Here is a 21,470-nt window from a genome sequence, read left to right on the forward strand (position 1 = left end):
TCGCCCCGCTTCACGCCCGAGGCAGTTCCAATACAAAGCTGGCGCCCGCACCAGAGGGGCTCTTCTCCAGGCTCAATTTACCACCAAGCGCCTTGCTGAGACGTTCACACAAAGCCAGCCCCAAGCCCACGCCGGGGGCGGAGTGTGCCGCCTTGTCCGCGCTCTTGTGGAAGGGACGGAAAACTCTTCGACGCTCCTGCGGGGAAATGCCGGCTCCGTGGTCGCGCACGCGTAACATGGCAAGCGGTCCGCGTGTGGCAGCCTGCACATGAATGGTCTTGTCCGCCGCGCGCGGAGCCGCGTACTTGCAGGCGTTGTCCACGAGGTTGAAGAGAATCTGCTCCAATGCGGCCACATCCACGCGCAGCATGGTTTTGCGCTCTTCCTCACTAGCATCCACGGCAATCTCCATGCCAGCCTGCTCCGCGCGCTGACGCAAACGCGGTACCACGCGATCGAGAATGTCTCCGATGCTCACACTCTCCACCTGGGCACGGGCGCTGCCACGCTCGATGCGGGCATACGCGAGCACATTCTCCACGAGGTGGCTCAATCTCCCCGCCTCCGCCTCCAGTGTGCCGAGGTAGTTCTTTTTCTGCTCTTCATCCCGCACCATGCCGCTCGCGAGCATTTCCGAATACAGGCGGAAGGTGGTGAGCGGCGTACGCAACTCATGTGTCACCGCGGAAACGAAAGCCGCGCGGCGCTCACTCAATGCCACCGTACCGAAGAGCACTGCACCGACCGCGATTCCCGCCAGACCGACGCAGCACCACGCCACCGCGAGCGAAGAGCGCATGGGCGTCCAAAAAGGAACGCGCACGGTGGCAAAGGTTCCGGTCACCAACCTCACCGGCAGTGAAGCAAGACGAAGCGGATCATCCAGCACCGGCTGATCCGGCAACGCATTGGTTGCAGGCACCAGTGTGGCATTGGGGAAAAGGTCACGCACTTGAGCAAGCCACTGATCACGCAGCTTCGGCCAGTCCAGCCACACGCCTTGCAGCACGCGGGAACCGTCGAGCGTGGCTTCACGCGTAAGTAGCAAGGTGTCCTCAATCCAGAATCCCTGGAGTGGCTTCGCGGTGGCGATCAGAGGCGTAGTCGCGGGAGGTGCAGGCTGCGGCGCGGCGGGCGCCACGGTGACCGGCGAAGAAGGCATGGTGAAAATCGGTGCATTCGCCGACAATCTCGTATTCGCCTCAAGGGTACCGGCATTGGCTACGACCTGCGGCTGGGGATCGGGGAATGATGGCTGCTGCGCCCCACCCAAGGTGCCTCGTAGATCGCTCTTCTTCGCCGCCTCCATGTCGATCTGTCCCTGCTGCTTCGGGAGTGCCTGGTCGAGTTGGAGATGCTGGGAGCGGTCCGCCCCCACGGCGCTGTCACGCTGCTGTGGCACTTCCATCTGCTTTTGACCGGACATGGCGACGGACGATTGGAGTTCACCCCTGAATCCGCCGGCCTGTTCCGTGGGCTTCGCATCTGAAGTGCTGGCGTTGCCTTTCTTGGTGACAGCCGCCTTGGGGCGACCGGGTGCGGACGATGAGGGGGAAGACGAAGAAGAGGACAACTGCAGGTCCCCTTCCTTCTTTTCCACACCTTCACTGGAGCTCCAATTCCTCACCTGGGAGGCTGCCCTACCCTCCTTCGTCTGAAGTTGCTGGGGAAGAGTCTCCACCTTCTGGGACTCCACAATGTTCTTCCTCAGGGCGTTTTCATACATGAAGGAACTCCCCTGAGCGTACGTGTCCTTGCCCAGGGTCTGCTGCTCAACGGCCTTGGCAGGAACAGGAACGGGAGCAGCCACAGGTTCGCCCGGAGACGGTACAACGACGGTGCCGCTGTTCACCACAGGCGCACCGGCTGGAAGATTCTTCGGATCGAAGGAGTTCCAGGCACACAGTATTTGTCCATTGCTCAAGAGCGCAGGCGCCGCGCTGACTTCATCGCGCATGATTTCTCGCCCGGATACTTGCGGAGTGCCCAACCGTTCGCCATTCCCCGGCTTGGCCAGCAAGTTGCGAAGCTGTTGCAGACGCGTCTCCGCGTTCTGGATGTCCGCAGGGTCCAGATAGTTCTGCAGGGCCAGGGTACGCGCATTGCCCGAAGGCGCCTGGGGAGAAGAAGCACGGCCCTGACCATCAAGCTGGAAATGGAGCATCACCAGATCCGGCGGCACGCCCAGGAGCGGAGAGGGAGCGAGCACTTCGCCCTTCTTCACCTCGGTATTGTCGCGATTGAAAAAGCCCTCCGGCGCATGGAAGGCGCGGAAGGCTTCGGGCGGTCGAGCATTCTCACGAATCACCAGGGTACTGGCCTGGAAATCGAGACGCCACAAGGCAAGGCGCACGCGCTCCTTGTTCGCCGCTTCTTGAGCCGTATTCTGCCGCTCACGCTCCAGATTGAGCGTATGCAGGGTCACCCAGCCCATCGCTCCAAACAGAAGAGCGAGACATCCGAGAAATACCAGCCAGGTGTGAACGGGGCGATTCATGCCTGCATCTCTGTTCCGGTCACAGCAGGACTCCCGCCGCCGTCGAAGCGGTACCCCTTGCCACGCACGGTCACGATCAGTACGGGCGAGGCGGCGTCATCCTTCAGCTTCTGGCGCAGGTTCGCCACATGCATGTCCACCGTGCGGGTCTCGGTATGATTGGGTGTGATACGCCACACGTGCTGGAGCAGTTCATCGCGGGAGACCACCCGGCCGCGATTCTGGGAGAAATAGCGCAGCAACTCACGCTCACGATCCGAGAGCTCGGTGCGGGTGCCGTCCGCATAGCGCAGCTCTCCGGTGGCGAAATCCGCCGTGCCACAGGGGAGTTTCGCCTTTTCCTGCACCGGCTGCCTCTCCGGCGCGCGGCGCAGCACCGCATCCACCCGGGCCAGCAGCTCACGCACGCTGAAGGGCTTCACCACATAATCATCCGCCCCCAGGCGCAGGCCACGCACGCGGTCATTCTCCTCGCCACGGGCGGAGAGGATGATCACCGGCGTGCCGGGACGCTCGGCGCGCAGGGCCTTGAGAATGTCAAACCCGCTGGCGTGCGGCAGCACGAGGTCCAGAAGCATGAGGTCGAAGGTGGCCGTGAGCGCCAGCCGCGTGCCCTCCTTGCCATCGGCAGCAGTCAGAGTGGTGTAGCCCGCGAACTGAAGCGCATCCTGAACGCCACGGCGGATGGCGGCGTCATCTTCCACGACGAGAACGGTACGGGAGGGCATGGCGAAGGTATGGGGGCTACTCTAACACGAGCAAACTGAACGGGACAAGACAAGCTCCCACCGCCGCCCGTTCATTTCTGTAAAGGCTGGGTAAAAAGTTAGAGGGCAAGGGTTAGGGGCTACGAGTGATGCGCAGGGACAAAACAACCACCCAAGATTTTCTTCCTAACTCCTAACCCATAACTCTTAACTCCCATTTGCAACTATCCCGACCCTCCGCTTCGTTCACGCCTTTCGCCCGCTGACGCTGACTGACAGAGACCACCTGATGTCGAGCCCTCACCTCCCGCACTTACAACGCAACTTCTGGATGCACTGCCTGGAAGGTGGGTTCTACATGGCGGGGCTCGCCTTCCTGGCTCCGGAGACGGTGCTGCCGGTTTTTGTAAAAGACCTCGGCGGACCCAACTGGCTCATCGCCCTGCTACCGGTGATTCTGCCGGCCATGTTTGCCCTGCCCGGCCTGGTCTCCGCGCCGTATGTGGAGCAGCTTCACCGGCACAAGCCTTTTGTCTGTGGCTTCGGGGTGCTGCAGCGTCTGCCATATCTCATCGCCGGGATCTTCATGCTGCTGGCTCCCCAGGCGGCGGGATTCATTCTCCCGGTAGTCGTGCTCACGCCCATCATGTCCGGACTGGTGGGAGGGGTGGCGGTACAGGCATGGATGGAAATGGTCACGCGCATGATCCCGGAGCACCTGCGAGCCTCCGGCTGGGCCATTCGCTATTTAATACAAGGCATCATCGGCCTGTCGGCTGGCCCGGTGATTCATTGGATGTTCACCCATCATCCCGGAGTGCAGGGGTATGCGTGGCTGCACCTCATCTGCTTTGGGTTTCTATTCCTCTCAGCCATCTCGCAATGGAGCATGAAGGAAGCCGTGGGTACGAATCTGCTCCGCCTTCCCCGCCCCTCCTACGGCGCCTACATCCGCGAACTGCCCAAACTTCTCTCCTCGCAGCCGAAGCTGAAACGCTTCATCCTCGTGCGGTTCACCGGCACAGGGTACCTCATGATGGTGGCCTTCCTGAGTATCCACGCCCTCACCGTGACTGGCCGGAGCACCGCGGACGCTGGCCTTTTGCTGCTCGCTCAGATGATCGGCGCGCTCTTCGGCAATATCTTCGCCGGATGGTGGGGCAATCGCCACGGCGGACGCCTCGTGATGCTCTTCTCACGGGCGCTTTGCCTGGCTCTGTGCCTCTCGCTGCCGTGGGTCACGAGTTTCACCGGATTTCTGGTCGTCTTCTTCGTGTGGGGTTTCGGAGTTTTTGCTGAGCGCGTGGGAGATCTCACCTTCGTGGCTGAACTTTGCCCGCATCGCCGTCGCCCCACGTACCAATCCATCATGAGTTTCTGCCAGGCCATCAGTCTGATCACCGCAGTGCAGATCGGCGGCCTGATCTACAGCGCCACACAGAACTTCTTTGCCCTGGTGACGCTCTGCGGCGTCTTCGCGGCAGTGTCGATGGGCATACTTCTGACGATTCCCGAGGTAAGAGTCAAAGCAAAGACTGGACATGCATCGCCCGCCATGGGTGAAGATGCGCCGATGGTGTGATCCTTATCTTATCTTCGTGAATCACGCGCAAAGACACTGGCATTTCGTACGCGTTTCGTGTTGGATGCGCGCTCATGTCTGAAGTCTCCGCCACACTGCATCTCGTCACCCGCACTCTGGAAGACAGTGCGGAGGGGGCGTCGCAGTTGTTCATCGAGTTTCTGTTGTTTCCCGAGCTGTCGACGCTGGCACATCGTGAACGCCGGGCTCGCTTTGCGTTGATTGATGTAGGCGAGGAACTTCTCAAGGCGCTTCCGCTCGATGAAATCAGCAGGCGGCTGGTGCTCGGCCAGCCGGAGATTACGACGATCGAGCTGTCGGTGGCCCCAGGCAAACGCACCGAAGCTTGGCGCGAGCCCATGGATATCCAGCTCGATGCGCTGATTTGGGAGCAGGGCGGACAGATGATTGCCGTGATTCCTGCGCTTTCCATTTCGGTCATCGCGCCAAACCGAGGCACCCTGCCCGAGATGCTCAAGGAGCATGCGCTCTCCGCCATCAAGCGCGATGGATGGAATACATCCCACCTGCAGATGGCGCTGCTGCAGCGCGGCACTTTCAAGCTGCAGTCCCTTCCCTGGACTCCACTACTCGAATCCACGCGCGACAGATGGAAGCGTCTGAATACCACGGAGAAGGGCCCTGACGCCGTGGAGCAGCTCTGCACACGCATGGAGGGTCCCTTCATGCAACAGGCGTATGAGATGCAGGGAACCCTGGCGCATCTCGCGCGCATCCTTTCGCTTCCGGACAAACCAAGCATTCTCCTGATGGGCCCCGGCGGCGTGGGCAAAACAGCCCTGGTGCAGGAGCTGGTGCGGCGCAGTGGAGATCTTAAACTCGGTGAAAAGACCCTCTACCGCAGCAGCGGTTCGCGTCTCATCGCGGGAGCATGCGGCTTTGGCATGTGGCAGAAGCGGTGCCGTGACTTGGTAGAGTCTGCGAAACAAAAGCCCATCATCCTCTTCCTGGGAAATCTCTTTGAGCTGATGAATGTGGGTCAGAGCTCCGCGGGCTCGGAGAGCATCGCGAGCTTCCTGCGTCCGCATCTCGTCCGGCGGGACATCCAGGTCATCGTGGAGTGCACGCCGGAGCAGATGGCGGTGATCGAGAAGAATGATCCGCGTCTCAGTGAAGCCTTCCGCATCCTGAAAGTGGAAGAGCCCTCGCGCGAAGCGGAAAGCGCCATCCTGCTCTCCTCCTCCATCAAGATGGGTCGCGATCGGGGACGCTTCACGCGCGATGCCCTCCAGCGCATTGCTACGCTGCACCATCGCTTCATGGGATACGCGGCCTTTCCGGGAGCACCACTGCGCTTCATGCAGCGCCTGCATGAAGCTGCGGAGAAGGATACCCTCATCGAGGAAGCGGAGGTGTATGCCGCATTCTCCGCGGAGACTGGCATGCCGCGCCATCTACTCGATCCACAGCAACCACTCGACCTTGCTGAGACGCGAACCTGGTTTCAGCGGCGCGTGCAGGGGCAGGATGCTGCGGTGGACGTCATCGTGAGTGTCATCGCCCAATTGAAGGCCGGACTCACCCGCCCCGGCAGGCCGCTGGCTTCGCTACTTTTCATCGGCCCCACCGGTACAGGCAAGACGGAGATGGCCAAGGCGCTGGCCGAGTTTCTCTTCCAAAGCCCCGAGCGCATGATCCGTCTGGACATGAGTGAGTATGGCCAGCCATGGAGTGCGCAACGCCTGGTGAGTGGTCGTCACGATGGCAAGGAAGGCATTCTCACCGCCGCAGTGCGTGAGCAGCCTTTCAATGTGTTGCTGCTGGATGAATTTGAAAAAGCGGATGCGTCTGTCTTCGACCTGCTGCTGCAAGTTCTTGGCGAGGCACGCCTCACGGATGCGGCAGGGCGCACTGCGGACTTCAGCAATTGCGTGGTCATCATGACCTCGAACCTCGGCGCCCAGGAGTATGCACTCGGACGCATGGGATTTGATGCGAACGGCAGCGCGCTGCGGGATGCGGTGGAGCATTTCACCTCCGCAGTGCAGAAAACGTTGCGACCGGAAATGTTCAACCGCATCGATCGCATTGTGCCGTACCAACCGCTGTCGGAGGAGGTCGTGCTTTCGCTGACACGTCGGGAAATCGATGCCGTTTCCCTGCGGTCAGGATTCGCCAGCAGGAAGCTCCGCCTGCAGGTGACGGAGCCCGCACTGCGACACCTGGCCGCAAAGGGATATGACCCGCGCTACGGTGCACGCCCCTTGAAGCGCCGTGTGGCGGAGGAATTGCTCGTGCCACTCTCTTCCCTTGTGCAGAATGTGGAAGGACCTGCCACGCTGCGGGTGGAGCTGGATGTGGATGGGCGCTTGAGTATCGAAAGCCCCCAGCCTGCCCCGGGCACAAATGCAGCTCCGGTCGCCAGTGCTTCGCTCACGCGAGCGGACTTGCAGTCGCGCATCTTCCTCGCGGCAAACATACGCCGGGCCTACCAGCGTCTGCTCATTTCCACCATGACGAACGGACTCGCGGCCAAAGCCAAGCTGATGGAGCAACGTCTGCGCGCCCAGCGCATGAAAGACCGCGTGGCCAGGAGAAGCAAAGACACGTGGCAGGGTCACGATCCCGAGCTGGACCGCCTCAAGACCTGTCTCAGTCGCATGCAGGGCGAAGCCAATATCCAGCTCGCGCGTGAGGAGGCCCTCATCCTCGCGCTGAACCGGGAGGAGTTGGAGATTCTGCGACAACGGGAGCCACTGACCATGACAGGGTGGGAGGATCTGGTGCTGGAGACCTTTGCCCTGTGGCAACCACCGCCGAAGCGGCTCGTCTTTGTGATTCGTGGCCAGCCAGGCAAGGCGCTCTTCCGCTTTGCCAGGGTGTATCACGATGCCGCCGTTGAACTCGGAGCCTCCGTGCGACTCGGGCTGTTTCACAAAAAGACGCCAGCGCGCCTGCTGACGGAGGATGCACTCCGCGTGCTGGCGGACGCTCCTCCCTCCACGCGCGAGCAGGAGGTACTCTGGCACACCGATGCCGAATCCATCAGCGCCATCGCCCTGTGGATCGAAGGCACCAACGCCGCCATGCATTTGAAAAACGAAACCGGCATTCACCTCTCCAGAGCAAAACGCAAATCAAAGGACGAAGAGACCTCGGATAAGAAAATGGATTCTTCTGTGCAAAGTGATCCGCAGAAGGACGACTGGGCATGCCGCATCGATATCCAGGTACCGGAGAATCATCTCCCGGAGCTAAGCAAATTCACCCTGCTGTTGCAGGATCTGGCGGGGCTGCCGGACGTGGAGTCCGGTGTGATCTGCCGCCAGTATGATCCCGTGCGCCTGATCGTACGCGAAGGTTCCGCCAACACGCGAAAGGAAGGTCGCTTTGAGAAGAGCTGGCTTCTGCAAACCTTGAGAGCGACAGCCCTGGCCGAGGCACTCGCATGAAGCTTACCCTGACCATTCCCGTGTGCGTGGATCATCATCGCGATGATCAAGGGATCTCGCGCTTCCGCGTACGGCCGGTGTTCACGCCGGACGGCGACTTTGACGATGAGCGTGACATTCGCGAAGATCGCGCCCTGTCCCGGCTGAGGGATCGGATGCATCCCGCCCTGCTGGAGCAGGCAGTGGCGCCGAATCACCGTGAACTGCTCTGGTGGAGCTTTTGCCCACCAATGACGGCTCACGCGCTGAGGCTGCGAATTGAGCTCAAGAAGCGTGCCGTGGAAGGCACCTTCTTCGCCGTGGTGTTTGAGAGTTCCGGCCGGAGGCTTGCGCATCTGCCGAGGGGCGGCTTGAGCTTTGAATGGCCCACGGGCACGCAGCTTCGTGATGTGGCCTCCAATGCGATCACTGCGCACTTCCGGCAGTTGGAACGCGACACCGAGGACTCCCTGGATGCAGACCCCTGGTTCTGCGGGAGCCAGCCCCACCTGGCACACCTGCCAGTGGTGCTGACGGGAAATCAACGCCTGCCCAAGCCGAAAACACGCTTCATCTCCTTTGCCGATGATGAACCGATGGATGGCGATCATGAACTGCAGAAGGTAGGGCGCTGCCTCGACCGGCTCTACCCGCATGATCTGCATCACGCGCTCCTGCGGGAAACGGAAGTGAACCAACTGTGGGCGAGCTTCCGCCGCATCAGTATGAGAGCTCCCATGGTCGTGCTCGTAGGCAGGCCGAAGTCAGGCAAGACAGCGATCATCCACGAATGCGTGCGCAAGTCCAACGAGACACCAGGCGTGGGACGCCGCGGCCAATATTGGCTGGTATCTCCCCAACGGGTGATCAGTGGCATGTCCCACCTCGGCCAGTGGGAGGAACGCTGGACGGCCATGCTCGCCGCCATTCGGAAAGGGCGCCACGTGCTGGTGCTGGATGACTTGCTCGCACTGTTCGAGGCGGGCCGATCGTCCGGAAGTGACCTCACGCTGGGCCATGTGCTGAAGGCTCGGCAGGAGCATGAACCCATTCCGGTGCTTGCAGAGGCCACGCCTGAGGCCTGGGGCCGTTTGCGTGAGTTGGACCGTGCTTTCGCGAGCCAGTTCCAGGTCATTCATGTGCGTGAGACGGGTGATGACGCCACACTCCGCATCCTGGTGCGCACCATGCAGGAACTGCCTCCCGGTTGCCAGTTCTCACCGGAGGTGCTGCCGGAAGTCATCCGGCTGCAGCAACGCTTTGGCCGCGCCCGCGCTTTCCCAGGGAAGGCGGTGGAGATGCTCCAGGCTCTCGCAAACAACTTCAAATCAGAAACCGCGAGCGGAGATGCCAGCCAAGCGACCTCCGCCTCGAATGTGCTGGAATGGTTCGCACAGCGTCACGGCATCAGCCTGGACATGATCCGCGGTGGCGGCCTCGCTCGCGATGAACTGCGCTGGCATTTCGAATGCGAAATCATGGGCCAATCCGCCGCGGTGGAAGCGATGATGGACATCGTTCTCATGGCTTCTGCCGAGCTGCAGGATCCCAGACGACCACTGGGGTCGCTGCTCTTCCTGGGACCCACAGGAGTGGGCAAGACGGAGTGCGCCAAGGCTCTTGCCGAGATCGTGTTCGAAAGCGCGGACCGCATGGTCCGCTTCGACCTGAATGAATACAGCGGTGATGACGCGGCCATTCGCCTCATCGGTGGACCTGGACGTGGAGGCCAGCTCACTTCACGCGTACGCCGCCAGCCTTTCACCCTGCTGCTCTTCGATGAAGTGGAGAAGGCGCATCCGGATGTCTTTGATCTGCTGCTCCAGGTGCTGGGTGAAGGACGTCTCACGGACGCGCAGGGACAAACGACGGATTTCTGCAACTGCATCATCATCCTCACCTCAAATCTGGGCGCCCGTCAGGCGCGTCAGCGCCTCGGTTTTGGTGGAAGCGAGACCGGGGATCTCCTGGCATATCGACAGGCGGCGGAGAAATTTTTCCGACCAGAGTTCTTCAATCGCCTGGATCGCATCGTGCCCTTCCACGAACTCAGACGGCAGGACATCGAGAACCTCGCGCATGTGATGGCCCACCGTGTCCTGAAGCGGCAGGGTGTCACCGACCGCCGCGTGAATGTGTCACTGGAAAATGACGCCGTGCGCTATCTCGCTGAAAAGGGGCATGACGTCGCGTATGGCGCCCGCTCGCTGCGTCGTGCGGTGGAGACTCATCTGGTAGAGCCCCTCGCCGCCCTCATGGCGACCATGGGCACCCAGCATGCGATGAGTGCACGGGTATCCCTGGGCGATGACGGTGTGTTGGCCTTTGACCTGCAGTCCCAGCAGCAGACGCCGTTCCTCTTCACCTTGCCCGCCACGGTGACGCAAGATGAATTGTTGGATCTCATTGATGAAGCGTTTGACCTCATCGATGAGGCGGATGAGCGGCTGGATGGTTGGAATTTTGAGCAGGAAGTAGACGGAGCCATCTCCCGCCTGCGCGCCTGGTATTTCCGCCTGCGGGACGAATGCTCGGCGCTACGCTTCGGACTGAAACGACTGGAAGACCATCTCGACCGCGAGGAGCTCGCCCGCAAGCGAGCCGCCGCCTCCCGCGCCATGAAAGGCGATCCTGTGAAGCCGAAGGACAGGCTGCACGTGCTGCCTCATGAGGTGGTGGAGGATGTACTCTCTCGTCTGCTCTCCCAGCGACTCGCTGCACATGCCATTGCGGAAGTGCTGGCCCAGGCGGTGCCACTCGATGTGGACTATGCCAGAGCCCTGCGCCTGCTGTGGAGAGCGCGGCACCTGCTTTCCGTATGCCACGAGTCCGCGGTCGAAACCGAATCGTGGACAGTGGATATCGCTCCCTTTGATGAATACGACGGCTACTTTGAAAAGAATGACGCGCCGGAGCCGCAGAACAGTATTGCCTCCTTGAAGTGGACTCCCTCTGCCATGGCGGAGGTGATCTCCATTTCCAACAAGGAAGGCCGCCGCGTGGTGGATGGCCCCGGCCTGCAGGGCCTGATGACCGCGACCTCCGGCGTGCGCGCGAGGATCCTCAATGGCCACATGCGGCTCAACACTGTGCGGACGCGGCGCACGGGGGAGCCGGCTCCGGACAACACCGGAAATCAGATCACCTGGTTGCGCCTCGACAGCTCGCTGCTGGACCTGCGCACCGGGCTGCTGGTGCGGGACGTTCACGAGGAGGCTGGCGACCTGGCTATGGCCGTCTGCCACGGACAGCCAACATCCACCCCTGATACACCAACTCACACCCACTGACGGTCATGCCGCGCACGTTTCGATACCCCGTAGTCTTGTGGCATGCCAGGGAGGACCTGTGGAGTGGACGCCTCCTGGACGAGCTCTCCAGAACCGGTACCGCGAGCGGTCCCTCACCCAATGCGGTGCTGCACGAACTGAAGGACTACCTGCGAGCCGTGGATTCCAGTGAGAACGACGCTCTTCCCGATCCGGACTTCCTGGAGCCCACGCTGCGCACCGTGAAGATACAGGCGGTGCCGGAGTATGAGACACCTCCCGGGCCCACGGGCAGGAGACGCATCGTGCCCTGCGCGGAGCCAGTCACGCTGCGACTTCCCTATGTGGTGGGCAAGCGTGAGAGTGGTCTCATCTGCGCGCTCATTCCGGGGCTGGATGTCGAGTTCGACGTGAGCAGCGGCGAGCGCGTGGATGAAATGGCGCTGCACTATGCCCGGCAGGCGCTGAAGGGGCTCGCTCCCGCGCAGCTGCTGCGCTACCTGCCCAATGGTCCCTGCGTGCTGGATTCCATTTCCTTCAGCCCACGGCGCAGGAAGGAGAAGGGGTTTCGCGCGCCCACGGAATCCCTTGCCAAGATCGCGGACCCGGTAGATGCCGCAGCCCTGCGACGCACGGTGCGCTCCTGGCCTCATGAGCGTGAGCAATCGATCAACGATCTCACCAATCGCCTGGCACAGAAGTCAGGGAACATCCTGCTCGTTGGAAAGTCTGGTTGCGGGAAGAGTGCGGTGCTGCTCGAGGCCATTCGCCGTCTTTCACGAATGGCGACGGAAGAGGACCAAGCGAAGGAGCATCGCTTCTGGATTACCAGCGGCTCACGCATCATCGCGGGCATGCGCTGGCTGGGCCAGTGGCAGGAAAGGCTGGAGGAGGTCATTCAAGAAATCCGCGACATGAACGGGGTGCTCTGCATTGAGAGCCTCCAAGAACTCATGCGCCTGGGTGGGACCACGCCAGAGAGCAGCCTCGCAGCCTTCCTTGTTCCGTATCTGCGTTTCCAGGAAGTACGCCTGGTGGTGGAGGCCACACCTGAGGAAGTGGAAGCCTGTGAGCGTAGTCTGCCTGCGTTTCTGGATGCCTTCAGCATGATCCGCATGGACGCCCTCTCAGCTGGCAGTGAGGAGAGCATCCTGCAGCAGGCAGCAGTCTCACTCAGTGCCCGGCATTCTCTCGAGTTCGTGCCCGAGGCCGCGAGTGAGGCGGGACGTCTCTGTCGGCGCTTCCTGCCCTACGCGGGATTCCCCGCCACGCCTCTCACGCACATGAATGATGCAGCGGCAAAGGCCCAGGAGCTGGGTGCCGAGGTCGTGCATCTGACGGAAGTGCGGCGCGGGATTGCTACGGCCACAGGGTTGCCGGAGGCATTGCTCGACGAAAGCAGTCTGCTGGAACCTGCCGACCTAAAACGCTGGTTCAGCGAGCGTCTCATCTCACAACCTCATGCCGTAGACGCGGTGTGCCGCACCATCCTGAAGTTCAAGGCGGGCCTCAATGATCCGGCACGCCCGCTAGCCGTACTCCTTTTCACCGGCCCCACCGGAACAGGAAAAACGCAACTCGCGAAGCTGCTGGGCGACTACCTCTTTCCGAATCGCAAGGCCGCGGACCGACTGGTGCGGCTCGACATGAGCGAGTACAGCGGCTACGACGCAGCACGGCGCCTGCTGGGTGATCCGTTTGGAGAACCGTCCGACTTGGTGAAGCGCATGCGGCAGAATCCTTTCGGCGTGCTGCTCTTCGATGAGGTAGAGAAGGCGTCACCAGAGGTCTTCGACACGCTGATGAATGTCTTTGAAGAAGGCCGGCTCACGGATGCCCTGGGACGCACCACGTGGTTCCGCAGCACGGTCATCATCATGACCTCCAATCTAGGAACGCGCAAAGGTGGCGCACCCGGCTTCACGCCAGATGCCATTACGGAAGGCGCACGTGTGGACAGTGCTGCGGTGACAAAGTTCTTCCGGCCGGAGTTCTTCAACCGTCTGGACCAAGTGGTGACCTTTGATCCGCTCCATCGCGATGCCGTGGAGCAGATCGCCCGGCGCGAAGTCGCCGCCCTCGAAGAACGTGAAGGCCTGCGCGCTCGCAACATCACTCTTCGTATCAGTGACGCCATGCTCCGCCTGGTGAGTGAGCGCGGATTCGACCCAGTCTATGGCGCACGCCCCCTGCAGCGCCGCATCGAGGAACTCATCACCACACCTTTGGCCGCGTGGTTGGTAGCCAATCCGCAAGAGCAAAATCGTGTACTCAACGTGGAGTGGGATCCCTCAGGGAGAACCGTGGTATCTCCGCAGCGGTGATTGCGTCCGCTGACACACTCCATCATCCCACTTCCAAAGGATGCTTCCGATCCACCAGCGGAATGGACAGTCGCTTTCCTCCGGCAAAGTGGGAGGCATAGGTGCCCTGGATGATCTCCGTGATGTAGCCCGCCGCTCGCATGCTCGCTGGTGGTTCGGTGTCCTTTTCAATCGCAGCAAGGAATCCTTCCAGCAGCAGCTTGTTTCCCCGGTGGATGAAATCCTTCATGGGTCGCGGCTTGTGCTCGGCATCGAAATGCCATGACTCCACCCAAAGTTTCTGCCATGCGCGCTTTTCATTCTCCGGCTCGATGACAGGTCCGGGATAGATATAGATATCCCCGCCGGGACGCATGTGGATCGTGGCCTTCTCACATTGAATGAGCAAACCATAGATGACACCGCCAATATCGAGGTTTGCCGTGGAGTTCCAGAAGCCGCGCACGCCATGGTCAAACCCCAGCATCACGGCCGCGGAGTCTCCGGCAATGGGGCCGATGGGTTCGCGGCCTTCACGCTTATCCGCAAGAGTCACATCCCGGTCTCCCACGGCCAGATGCGCGCTCACCCAGCGGGGAGGACCGGCAAGATCCACCATGAGGTCGAAGAAGTGCGAGCCGTGGACGATCAGTTCCTCACCACCGCCACGTGCATCATCCGAGGGCTGGCCATATATGCGCAGGAGTCTGCCGTACTTGCCTGATTTGATTTCCGCGAACGCCTGCCTCACGGGCGGCAGCAGGTGAAGCTGGTGCGCCATCATGGCTTTCACCTTGGCGCGTTCGCAGGCCGCGAGCATCGCATCTGAATCCCTCAATGAGGATGCGAGCGGCTTTTCCACAAACACATGGCAACCCGCTTCCGCCACGGCTGTGACCATGGGCACACGTTCTGTGAGCCAGCGTGGACCGATGCCCACGATGTCCAGCTTCTCCTTGCCCAACATTTCTCGGTAATCGGAATATTGACGCGTGATGCCCAGCCTCTTCGCGGCGGCGGCCAGTCCTGTAGGATCATCATCGGCCACAGCCACAACTTCGAAGGCTTCCAAGCCAGTGAAGGCGGTGTCCATGCCATGACCGTAGTTACCCCTGTTCGTGGAGCCGATGATGCCTACGCGGTACTTCTTGCTCATGGTGCGGGAATAGCAGTCTTGAAGTTGATGTGCGAAGGATCACCTCCGGCTTCGATGAAAGCCAGAAGGTCCAGCAACTGCTCCATGCGCAAGCCATTCACCAAACCCACGGGCATGGGCGAGACGGTGGATACCTCGCGCTTTTTGATCAATGTCTTGCCTACCTCCACGGTCTCGGGTGAGAGTGGATTGGGCTTCAAGGTCACACGCTCGTCGTCCTCTCCTTCCACGCTGCCGGTTACCTGGCTACCATCATTCTTGGTGATGGTGACGAAGAGGTATTTCTCATCGATGACCTTCGAAGGATTCAGAATGTGATCCAGCAGATCGCGTCGGCTGAAGCGGGCGGACACCTGCACCAACTCTGGACCGAACACACCCGCCGGCAGCGTCGTGTCATTGCTCATCTTGTGGCAGAACACGCACTGCGCGCTGATGGCAGCCGCCCTGCCTTTCTCAAAGGATCTCCCCTGCCCCACTTGCGTGAGCTTCGCCTCCAGGTCCTCCAGTTTCCATGCCTTGAAAGTGTGTCCGGGCATCGCGTGAGGTGCGAGGACGACGGGCTTCGCTGGATGGATGATAGACGCGAGCTCCAAAGCCTCTGCAGGTGGAAGCGCCGCAGCCAGTTCGTTGCGCGTGTCCTGAATGGCCTTGAAGTACGCGCTCGCGCCATTGAACTTCTCCGCGCGGTTCAGCGCTTCGAAGACCGTACGTCGCGATGCAATGTTCCAGCCATCCTTGAGATAGCGGAGATGCATCGGGTAGAACAGAAGCTCCTCCGAGGAATTCGCGACGCTCACGAGCTTCACACTCTTCTCAAGGACGCTCGGGGATTTCAGGCGGATGAGCAGTCTGCACAACTCCTGATTCAGCGGAAAGGAATCCGCCGGATACTGTGGCTCCAGCATTGCGGCCAATCTGGCACGCATCCCCTCCTCCGGTTCACCCCAACGCGCAAGCGCCACACCCATGGCACGCAATACCGCCAACCGCCGTTCTTCATCCAGTGTGTCCCGTGGTATCCGTTCCAGGGACTCCATGACTTCTGCAAACAAGCTGGCATCACCACTTCGCACTAATGCCAGAAGCGCGGTTATGTGACGCCACGAACCAGGATTCGGGTCTTCCACGGCCTTCGCCTTCCACAGTAGTACAGGGAGTTGCTCAAGCGCCAGCCGAGCAGCATGGCGGATAAATCGGTCCTCGTGACCGAGGGAATCCCAGGACCGTATCAGCGCGCGTTGCTGGAGTCCATCAGGAATGCCTCCGTGATAGGCTTCCAGAGCATGGCGCAAATCACGCAACTGTTCGGAGTCTCCGCTTGGCGCTGTATGGTCAATCTTGCCGCTGTAGGTGATGCGATACAGACCGCTTTGCGTGCCGCGACCACCCGTAGTGAACCACAACGCACCATCGGGACCGATGCAGCCATCCGTCACATTCAGAGGACGGCCCGTGATAAAGGTCTCTTGCTCTCCTTTATAGCTGGCACCGTCGGGTTTGAGATGCACGGCGATGATGCGGCCATACGACCAGTCGCAGATGAAGAGCGCTTCCTGATACTTGGCCGGTATCTTGCCACCATACCCAAAGAATATGGCGGTCGGAGAAGAGAGCCCAATGTCCACCACACTCGGATGCGTGTCCGCATACCAGGCGGGATATCTCCCTGTGCCGCGCCGCCAGCCGAAGTCGGCGCCGGACACGACATGCAAGACACGTGTTGGCATATACCACGAGGCACCCACATCGCGCTCCATATCGGCATCGAAGGTGAAGAGTTCTCCATCCCGATTGAAAGCGATATCAAGCGCATTGCGGAGACCTCCAGCCATGAGTTCCACCTTGTCCCCAGTGGGGCTCACCTGAAGCACATGGCCTGCCGGAAGTTCGACGGTGCCATCAAACATCACCGAATCCCAAGGATTCGGCAGCGGCTGATCAGAGCTGTAGTTTCTCAGAGGAGATGATGGCGCGAGCGGACTGGGAAGGAGCACATTGTTCCCGTTCACCACCCAGATGCTTCCGCCGGGACCGGCCTTGATGTGATTGCGACCGTGCCCTACCCCACCCTCGGTACGCATGAGTTCCTGCTTCTCTTCGAGAACGCCATCACCATCGACATCACGAAGCCGGTAGAGCGCCTTGGTATTGTTGGCGTGTGCATACAAATAACCCCGCGCATACAACAGCCCGCGACACTCCAGCAATGTGTCTTCAATGACTTGTGTCTTCCCATCCGGGTCCACACGCAGGAGCCCCTTCTTCTCCATCGCTAGAATCGCCCGTCCCTTAGGGTCAAAGGTCATGGCCACCCACGAGCCCTCCTCCGGCAGCGCGGAGCGGATGAGTTCCACCTTGAATCCCGGTGGCAGCTTGAAGGTGGACGGATCCGTCGCCTGGCTCTGCTGGTCCCGCTTCGCGAGCTGCCAGCTATTGTACGCGTCGAAGGTCTGCTTGAAGTTGAAGGGGTCTGTGGCGGGATCTGCATCGATCAACCCCGCGGTCGTGGCCTTGCCCTGGGGAGTCGACCACGATTCATCCGAGTAGACCCAGCGCCTCGCCGCGAGATCGCCATTCAGTTCCATGAGTGCCGCCACTTTTGCAGGAGAACCATCCTTGCTCTGAAGAATGACGGTGTTGGCGCCCAGCCCGACGTACCTGGTCACATCCAAGCTCACCGCTTTGGTGGCGTCTTTCGCAATGCCGACTTGTACCCCGTTCAGCTTCACTTCCACTTCCTTATCCGCGGCCACAAAGAGCACCCCCATCAGCAGCTTGCCTTCGTGGTCAAACTTGACCTCATACTTCGAAGATCCATTCAGCCAAGCTGGTGCAGGAGGCTGATTGGCAAGTTGCGCACTGGATGCCGCAACCGCAACGATGGTTGTGAAGATGAAAGCAAAACCGTGAGCAAGCTGACGTGCCATGGGAGAACGACGGTGAATTGACCATTGATGTTTCAAGGATGTGGATGGCGGATCACCCCAAAGCTTGCCAATTCCCTACGCCTGAGATTACCATTTCAGGATGCAGGTCACTTCATTGGAAGAAACTTTCCATCGGCAGCCACGGAGTTGGTGTTATACACTCCGCGCGCTGGCAGCATGCCTTCTGGCCTATATCCTTCTTTATGGATGGGAATTGGTGGCCGGTCCTGATATGCCCAAGCAGTACTCCGCTACTGGGCGCATCCATGTAATGGAGGCAAAGGTTCTCAGTGGCGACAGCAGCGAAGCCGCAGCGAAAAAGAATGCCTTGCTTCAGTCGCACGTGCCCATGCTCAATCATCCCGACATCCCGCGGAATGCCAGGGAGCGGGTCCGCATGTCCCATCCGGACCTGCAGTTGCAAGACATTGAGTTGCATATCTCCATGACACAACTGAACGGCAAGCCGGTGATCGAGATGTCGGCAAAGAGCACGGACCCTGCTTTCCTGACTGCTTACATCAATGAAGCGATGGGAGAATACGTCGCCATGATGAGGAAGGAACGTGAGCGCGAATGGACAAACACCCCGAGGTACAAGGCATTCGCGGCGGCGGCGCTCGAGTATCAACAGCTCTTCAAGGAACTCAATGAGCTCGAAAGGCAATTGAAGGCATTGTCTGACAGCCACACACCCGACGCGTCGCTCTCCGCACTGAAACTTCAAATTGACGAGAATAAGAAGCAAATGGTAAGGGCGCGGGAAGTCGCCATCCGCCTTTCTCCCGGGGATACGACGAACACCCCGCCATTTGACATCGGGGAGCTGCCAAAACCGGAAGTATTCAAGCATCGCAGGGATCCGTATTCACTGGTCATCCACCACCCATGGCGTGCTCTGGTTTCACTCAGTCTCGCGTGGCTCCTGGCAGTGCTTCTTTTGCCACTTCGCCGCGCCGCTCCCCCTGAAGGTCCAATGCCTCAGCCAACTGAAGCGTAGATAATTTCCGGTCCTGGTCCCCTTGCTTTCTCCCTCTCAGAGGCCTTTCACGATGTCCCAGAATCTCGCCTCGAAGCTTCCTTCCCTGCGGCAAGTCTTGCGCGTCGTCCTAATCTGCGTGTTGGGCACTGGCTTCCTGTACACATGGGAGATCTGGGTTGGGCCGGACAAACCAACGCTGTATCTTGCGTCGGGAAAGATCCACATAAACAACATCCACCATAGCGGAAAGGATGACGTGCTGACGTCAACTGTCTACAATAACCACCTGGCAGTGTTCGAATCTCCGGCCCTACATCGTAATGCGGCGGAGCGAGTCTCCATGGCTCATCCCGAACTTACTTCGGTGCCTGTGAAGACTCAATGCCGCAGGACACCCGGCAGCTCCATTGTTGAAGTTTCGGGGATAGCCAGCGAACCCCGCTATGTGCAGGCGTACATCAATGAATTGCTTTCCGAATACATCGCCAAGCGGAGGAACGTTCAAGATTCGAGGACTGCTCAACAGAGGCAAATGATACAACATTTGCTACTCGCGCAACGCGACGTGGCTGAGGTCAAACTGGCTCTTGAGGCTCTTTCCACGTCCACTCCTCATGCTGGAAGCCGGACAAAAGCCGAACTCGAAGAAGCTCTGGTAGAGGCCAAGGAAAGATATCAGTTCTGGAAGGACCTGACGAGTGTCTACTATAACGACGGCTGCGGCGGCGATCAGGTCGCAATCCTTGAACTCGCGGGACCAGCCACTCCCGTGGAAGACAAGCTCGACCCACGTTCCGTGATCACGCGCCATCCATGGCGCGCGGTGGCCTCTTTCGGCGTGGCAGCGCTCCTTTCTCTAGGACTGATTCCCGCAAGACGGCGCCCCTAGATAATGCGCCAAGCAGTTTCCCGATGTCCACATCTCCCCTTCTCCCGGTATGAAACCCGCCAAAGCCGCTCTCTTGTCAGGTCTGGTGCTTGTTTCATGGATCACCCTGGTGGCCTGCACCAAGGAACAACCTGCGACGGGCTATGCGGCGGCTGAGCCGGAAAGCCGAGGGCAATTCTGGCTGGCGCCCCCGTGGCAATCCCCAACGTCCGAAGAGCCTCCCCCCATCCATTGGAAAGATTTTATACAGGCAAAGGTCGATGCATGGAATAGCAGCGACACTCAGGCAGCGGCGCTGCAGCGTCTCGAAAAGAAACCCGGGGATGCTTCTCCTCCCAACCTGAAGCTGCATGTCGAAGTCCAACCCGGCACATTGCTGCTGAATGTCTGGTGCACTGGTGGCACCCTTTCACATCGACATGACTTCCTGAAGGCAGCCATGGATTGGTTCATCGAGACGCAACAATTTGATCCCCGCTGGAAACTTCTGGATCGGCCAATTGCCGATGTGGCCCTCGCTGACGATGCCATTCGCTGTCTCCGGAAAGAAATCACAAGTAATGGAAAAAAGTCCCCGCCTGACGAGGCGACTGAAAAGATGCTCAGGGAAAAATTGGCTGCTGCCAAGATTCAGCTTCAGGAGAAACGCCAGGCATTCCAAGTTGCTCCTCCCATCAAAGCACTCATGCAAACAGGGAGCATTGCCATCCTCACCCCTCCTCAGGAGCTCCCTGCCGGAAAGTGACCGGCGGCTCACGGCGCGAGCGCCCCTTTTTGCATGCAAATGTTTTCCCCATTTGCACCACTTCCCTCATTTGCAACTCGCTCATTTTCCGCTAAAACGGAGGTACACGCATGAAGATTTCCTCACCTGAACCCATCGGCAAACACGTTTCCAACTGGGGCGAAGGCGCCGTCTGGCACCGTGACCGCCTCCTGTACGTGGACATTGAGGCCCACAAGATTATCGCGTTCAACCCGCAGAGCGGTGAAGAACGCATCTGGCAGGTCAAGCAGCGGGTGGGCACTGTGGTGCCGCGTCGCAAGGGCGGCATGGTCTTCGCCGGGGACAAGGGCTTCTACTTCTTGGATGAAAACACCGGCTACCCCACGCCCATCGTGGATCCGGAATCCGCCGTCATCACGAACCGCTTCAATGACGGCAAGTGCGACCCCTCTGGCCGCTTCTGGGCCGGCACCATGCATCTGGGTCCGCAACGCGAGGCCACCGGCGCCCTCTATTGCCTGCATGCGAATCTCCACGTGGAGAAAAAGTACAGCCCCGTGACCGTGAGCAATGGCATCGTGTGGACCGCGGACGAGAGCACGATGTATTACATCGACACCCCGCGTAAAAATGTCATCGCCTTCGACTACGATGGGAACTCCGGAAAGATCAGCAACGAGCGTGTGGCCTTCAAGACCGGCGACCACGAGGGCAGCCCGGACGGCATGACCATTGATGCGAAGGACCGCCTCTGGATCGCCTTCTGCCACGGCAGCGCGGTGAAATGTTTCGAACCCAAGACGGGGGCCGTGCTGGCAGAGGTTGCGCTCCCCTGCCGTGAGGTGACATCGTGCGCCTTCGGGGGTCCGGAATTGAAGGATCTCTACATCACCACCGGCACTCCCGGCAGCGATGTGGAGCCACTCGCAGGCCATCTCTTCGTCGCCCACACGGATGTGGTCGGCGCGCCGTCACATTCTTTTGCTGGCTGACAAACAGAGAAACTGGTAAGCGTGGCACGGAGCCACACGGCAGC

Annotated in this window: 12 protein-coding genes; 8 read left to right on the top strand and 4 right to left on the bottom strand. The window is 60.2% G+C overall.

What is annotated here, in order from left to right; genetic code table 11:
* Positions 1–10: 10 nt before the first annotated feature.
* On the bottom strand, positions 11–2,497 hold the full coding sequence (locus tag G5S37_RS17355; RefSeq protein WP_165205720.1) for a HAMP domain-containing sensor histidine kinase: 2,487 nt from the start codon (positions 2,495–2,497) through the stop codon (positions 11–13).
* Positions 2,494–3,225, bottom strand: a complete 732-nt coding sequence (locus G5S37_RS17360) for a response regulator transcription factor (protein WP_165205721.1) — start codon at positions 3,223–3,225, stop codon at positions 2,494–2,496. Before G5S37_RS17360 ends, G5S37_RS17355 begins: the two co-directional genes overlap by 4 nt.
* Before the next feature lie 310 nt (positions 3,226–3,535).
* On the opposite strand from G5S37_RS17360, the gene G5S37_RS17365 reads away from it, so the two are divergent.
* The 4 genes from G5S37_RS17365 (at position 3,536) to G5S37_RS17380 (ending at position 13,771) form a co-directional block, all read left to right on the top strand.
* Complete coding sequence (locus G5S37_RS17365) at positions 3,536–4,786, top strand: MFS transporter (protein WP_165205722.1); 1,251 nt, start codon at positions 3,536–3,538, stop codon at positions 4,784–4,786.
* Between the two features lie 74 nt (positions 4,787–4,860).
* Positions 4,861–8,199, top strand: a complete 3,339-nt coding sequence (locus tag G5S37_RS17370; RefSeq protein ID WP_165205723.1) for an AAA family ATPase — start codon at positions 4,861–4,863, stop codon at positions 8,197–8,199.
* Positions 8,196–11,468 carry an AAA family ATPase gene (locus G5S37_RS17375; protein ID WP_165205724.1) on the top strand — a complete coding sequence of 1,091 codons (3,273 nt, stop codon included), beginning with the start codon at positions 8,196–8,198 and terminating at the stop codon, positions 11,466–11,468. The genes G5S37_RS17370 and G5S37_RS17375 overlap by 4 nt, the downstream gene beginning before the upstream one ends.
* 5 nt (positions 11,469–11,473) lie before the next feature.
* Positions 11,474–13,771: an AAA family ATPase gene (locus G5S37_RS17380; protein ID WP_165205725.1), complete on the top strand. Its 2,298-nt coding sequence runs from the start codon at positions 11,474–11,476 to the stop codon at positions 13,769–13,771.
* Positions 13,772–13,793: 22 nt separating this feature from the next.
* Here G5S37_RS17380 and G5S37_RS17385 read toward each other — a convergent pair whose 3' ends face one another.
* On the bottom strand, positions 13,794–14,906 hold the full coding sequence (locus G5S37_RS17385; RefSeq protein ID WP_165205726.1) for a Gfo/Idh/MocA family oxidoreductase: 1,113 nt from the start codon (positions 14,904–14,906) through the stop codon (positions 13,794–13,796).
* Positions 14,903–17,836, bottom strand: coding sequence for a heme-binding protein (locus G5S37_RS17390; RefSeq protein WP_165205727.1), 2,934 nt, complete (start codon positions 17,834–17,836; stop codon positions 14,903–14,905). Before G5S37_RS17390 ends, G5S37_RS17385 begins: the two co-directional genes overlap by 4 nt.
* Before the next feature lie 232 nt (positions 17,837–18,068).
* Between G5S37_RS17390 and G5S37_RS17395 the strand changes: the two genes are divergently transcribed.
* The 4 genes from G5S37_RS17395 to G5S37_RS17410 all read left to right on the top strand — a co-directional run bounded on the left by G5S37_RS17395 (position 18,069) and on the right by G5S37_RS17410 (position 21,426).
* Positions 18,069–18,836, top strand: coding sequence for a hypothetical protein (locus G5S37_RS17395; protein WP_165205728.1), 768 nt, complete (start codon positions 18,069–18,071; stop codon positions 18,834–18,836).
* 52 nt (positions 18,837–18,888) lie between these two features.
* Positions 18,889–19,707: a hypothetical protein gene (locus tag G5S37_RS17400; RefSeq protein WP_165205729.1), complete on the top strand. Its 819-nt coding sequence runs from the start codon at positions 18,889–18,891 to the stop codon at positions 19,705–19,707.
* 49 nt (positions 19,708–19,756) lie between these two features.
* Positions 19,757–20,452 carry a hypothetical protein gene (locus G5S37_RS17405; RefSeq protein ID WP_165205730.1) on the top strand — a complete coding sequence of 232 codons (696 nt, stop codon included), beginning with the start codon at positions 19,757–19,759 and terminating at the stop codon, positions 20,450–20,452.
* A gap of 110 nt (positions 20,453–20,562) precedes the next feature.
* Complete coding sequence (locus tag G5S37_RS17410) at positions 20,563–21,426, top strand: SMP-30/gluconolactonase/LRE family protein (RefSeq protein ID WP_165205731.1); 864 nt, start codon at positions 20,563–20,565, stop codon at positions 21,424–21,426.
* Positions 21,427–21,470: the final 44 nt, after the last annotated feature.

The sequence above is a fragment of the Roseimicrobium sp. ORNL1 genome, assembly GCF_011044495.1.
In the GTDB taxonomy this organism is placed as follows: domain Bacteria; phylum Verrucomicrobiota; class Verrucomicrobiia; order Verrucomicrobiales; family Verrucomicrobiaceae; genus Roseimicrobium.

What these genes read in the sequence shown, in the direction of transcription:
- G5S37_RS17395 (WP_165205728.1), top strand. Translation starts at nt 18,069, where the DNA reads ATGCCCAAGCAGTACTCCGCTACTGGGCGCATCCATGTAATGGAGGCA.
- G5S37_RS17385 (WP_165205726.1), bottom strand. Translation starts at nt 14,906, where the DNA reads ATGAGCAAGAAGTACCGCGTAGGCATCATCGGCTCCACGAACAGGGGT.
- G5S37_RS17405 (WP_165205730.1), top strand. Translation starts at nt 19,757, where the DNA reads ATGAAACCCGCCAAAGCCGCTCTCTTGTCAGGTCTGGTGCTTGTTTCA.
- G5S37_RS17375 (WP_165205724.1), top strand. Translation starts at nt 8,196, where the DNA reads ATGAAGCTTACCCTGACCATTCCCGTGTGCGTGGATCATCATCGCGAT.
- G5S37_RS17360 (WP_165205721.1), bottom strand. Translation starts at nt 3,225, where the DNA reads ATGCCCTCCCGTACCGTTCTCGTCGTGGAAGATGACGCCGCCATCCGC.
- G5S37_RS17400 (WP_165205729.1), top strand. Translation starts at nt 18,889, where the DNA reads ATGTCCCAGAATCTCGCCTCGAAGCTTCCTTCCCTGCGGCAAGTCTTG.
- G5S37_RS17390 (WP_165205727.1), bottom strand. Translation starts at nt 17,836, where the DNA reads ATGGCACGTCAGCTTGCTCACGGTTTTGCTTTCATCTTCACAACCATC.
- G5S37_RS17365 (WP_165205722.1), top strand. Translation starts at nt 3,536, where the DNA reads ATGCACTGCCTGGAAGGTGGGTTCTACATGGCGGGGCTCGCCTTCCTG.
- G5S37_RS17410 (WP_165205731.1), top strand. Translation starts at nt 20,563, where the DNA reads ATGAAGATTTCCTCACCTGAACCCATCGGCAAACACGTTTCCAACTGG.
- G5S37_RS17370 (WP_165205723.1), top strand. Translation starts at nt 4,861, where the DNA reads ATGTCTGAAGTCTCCGCCACACTGCATCTCGTCACCCGCACTCTGGAA.
- G5S37_RS17380 (WP_165205725.1), top strand. Translation starts at nt 11,474, where the DNA reads ATGCCGCGCACGTTTCGATACCCCGTAGTCTTGTGGCATGCCAGGGAG.
- G5S37_RS17355 (WP_165205720.1), bottom strand. Translation starts at nt 2,497, where the DNA reads ATGAATCGCCCCGTTCACACCTGGCTGGTATTTCTCGGATGTCTCGCT.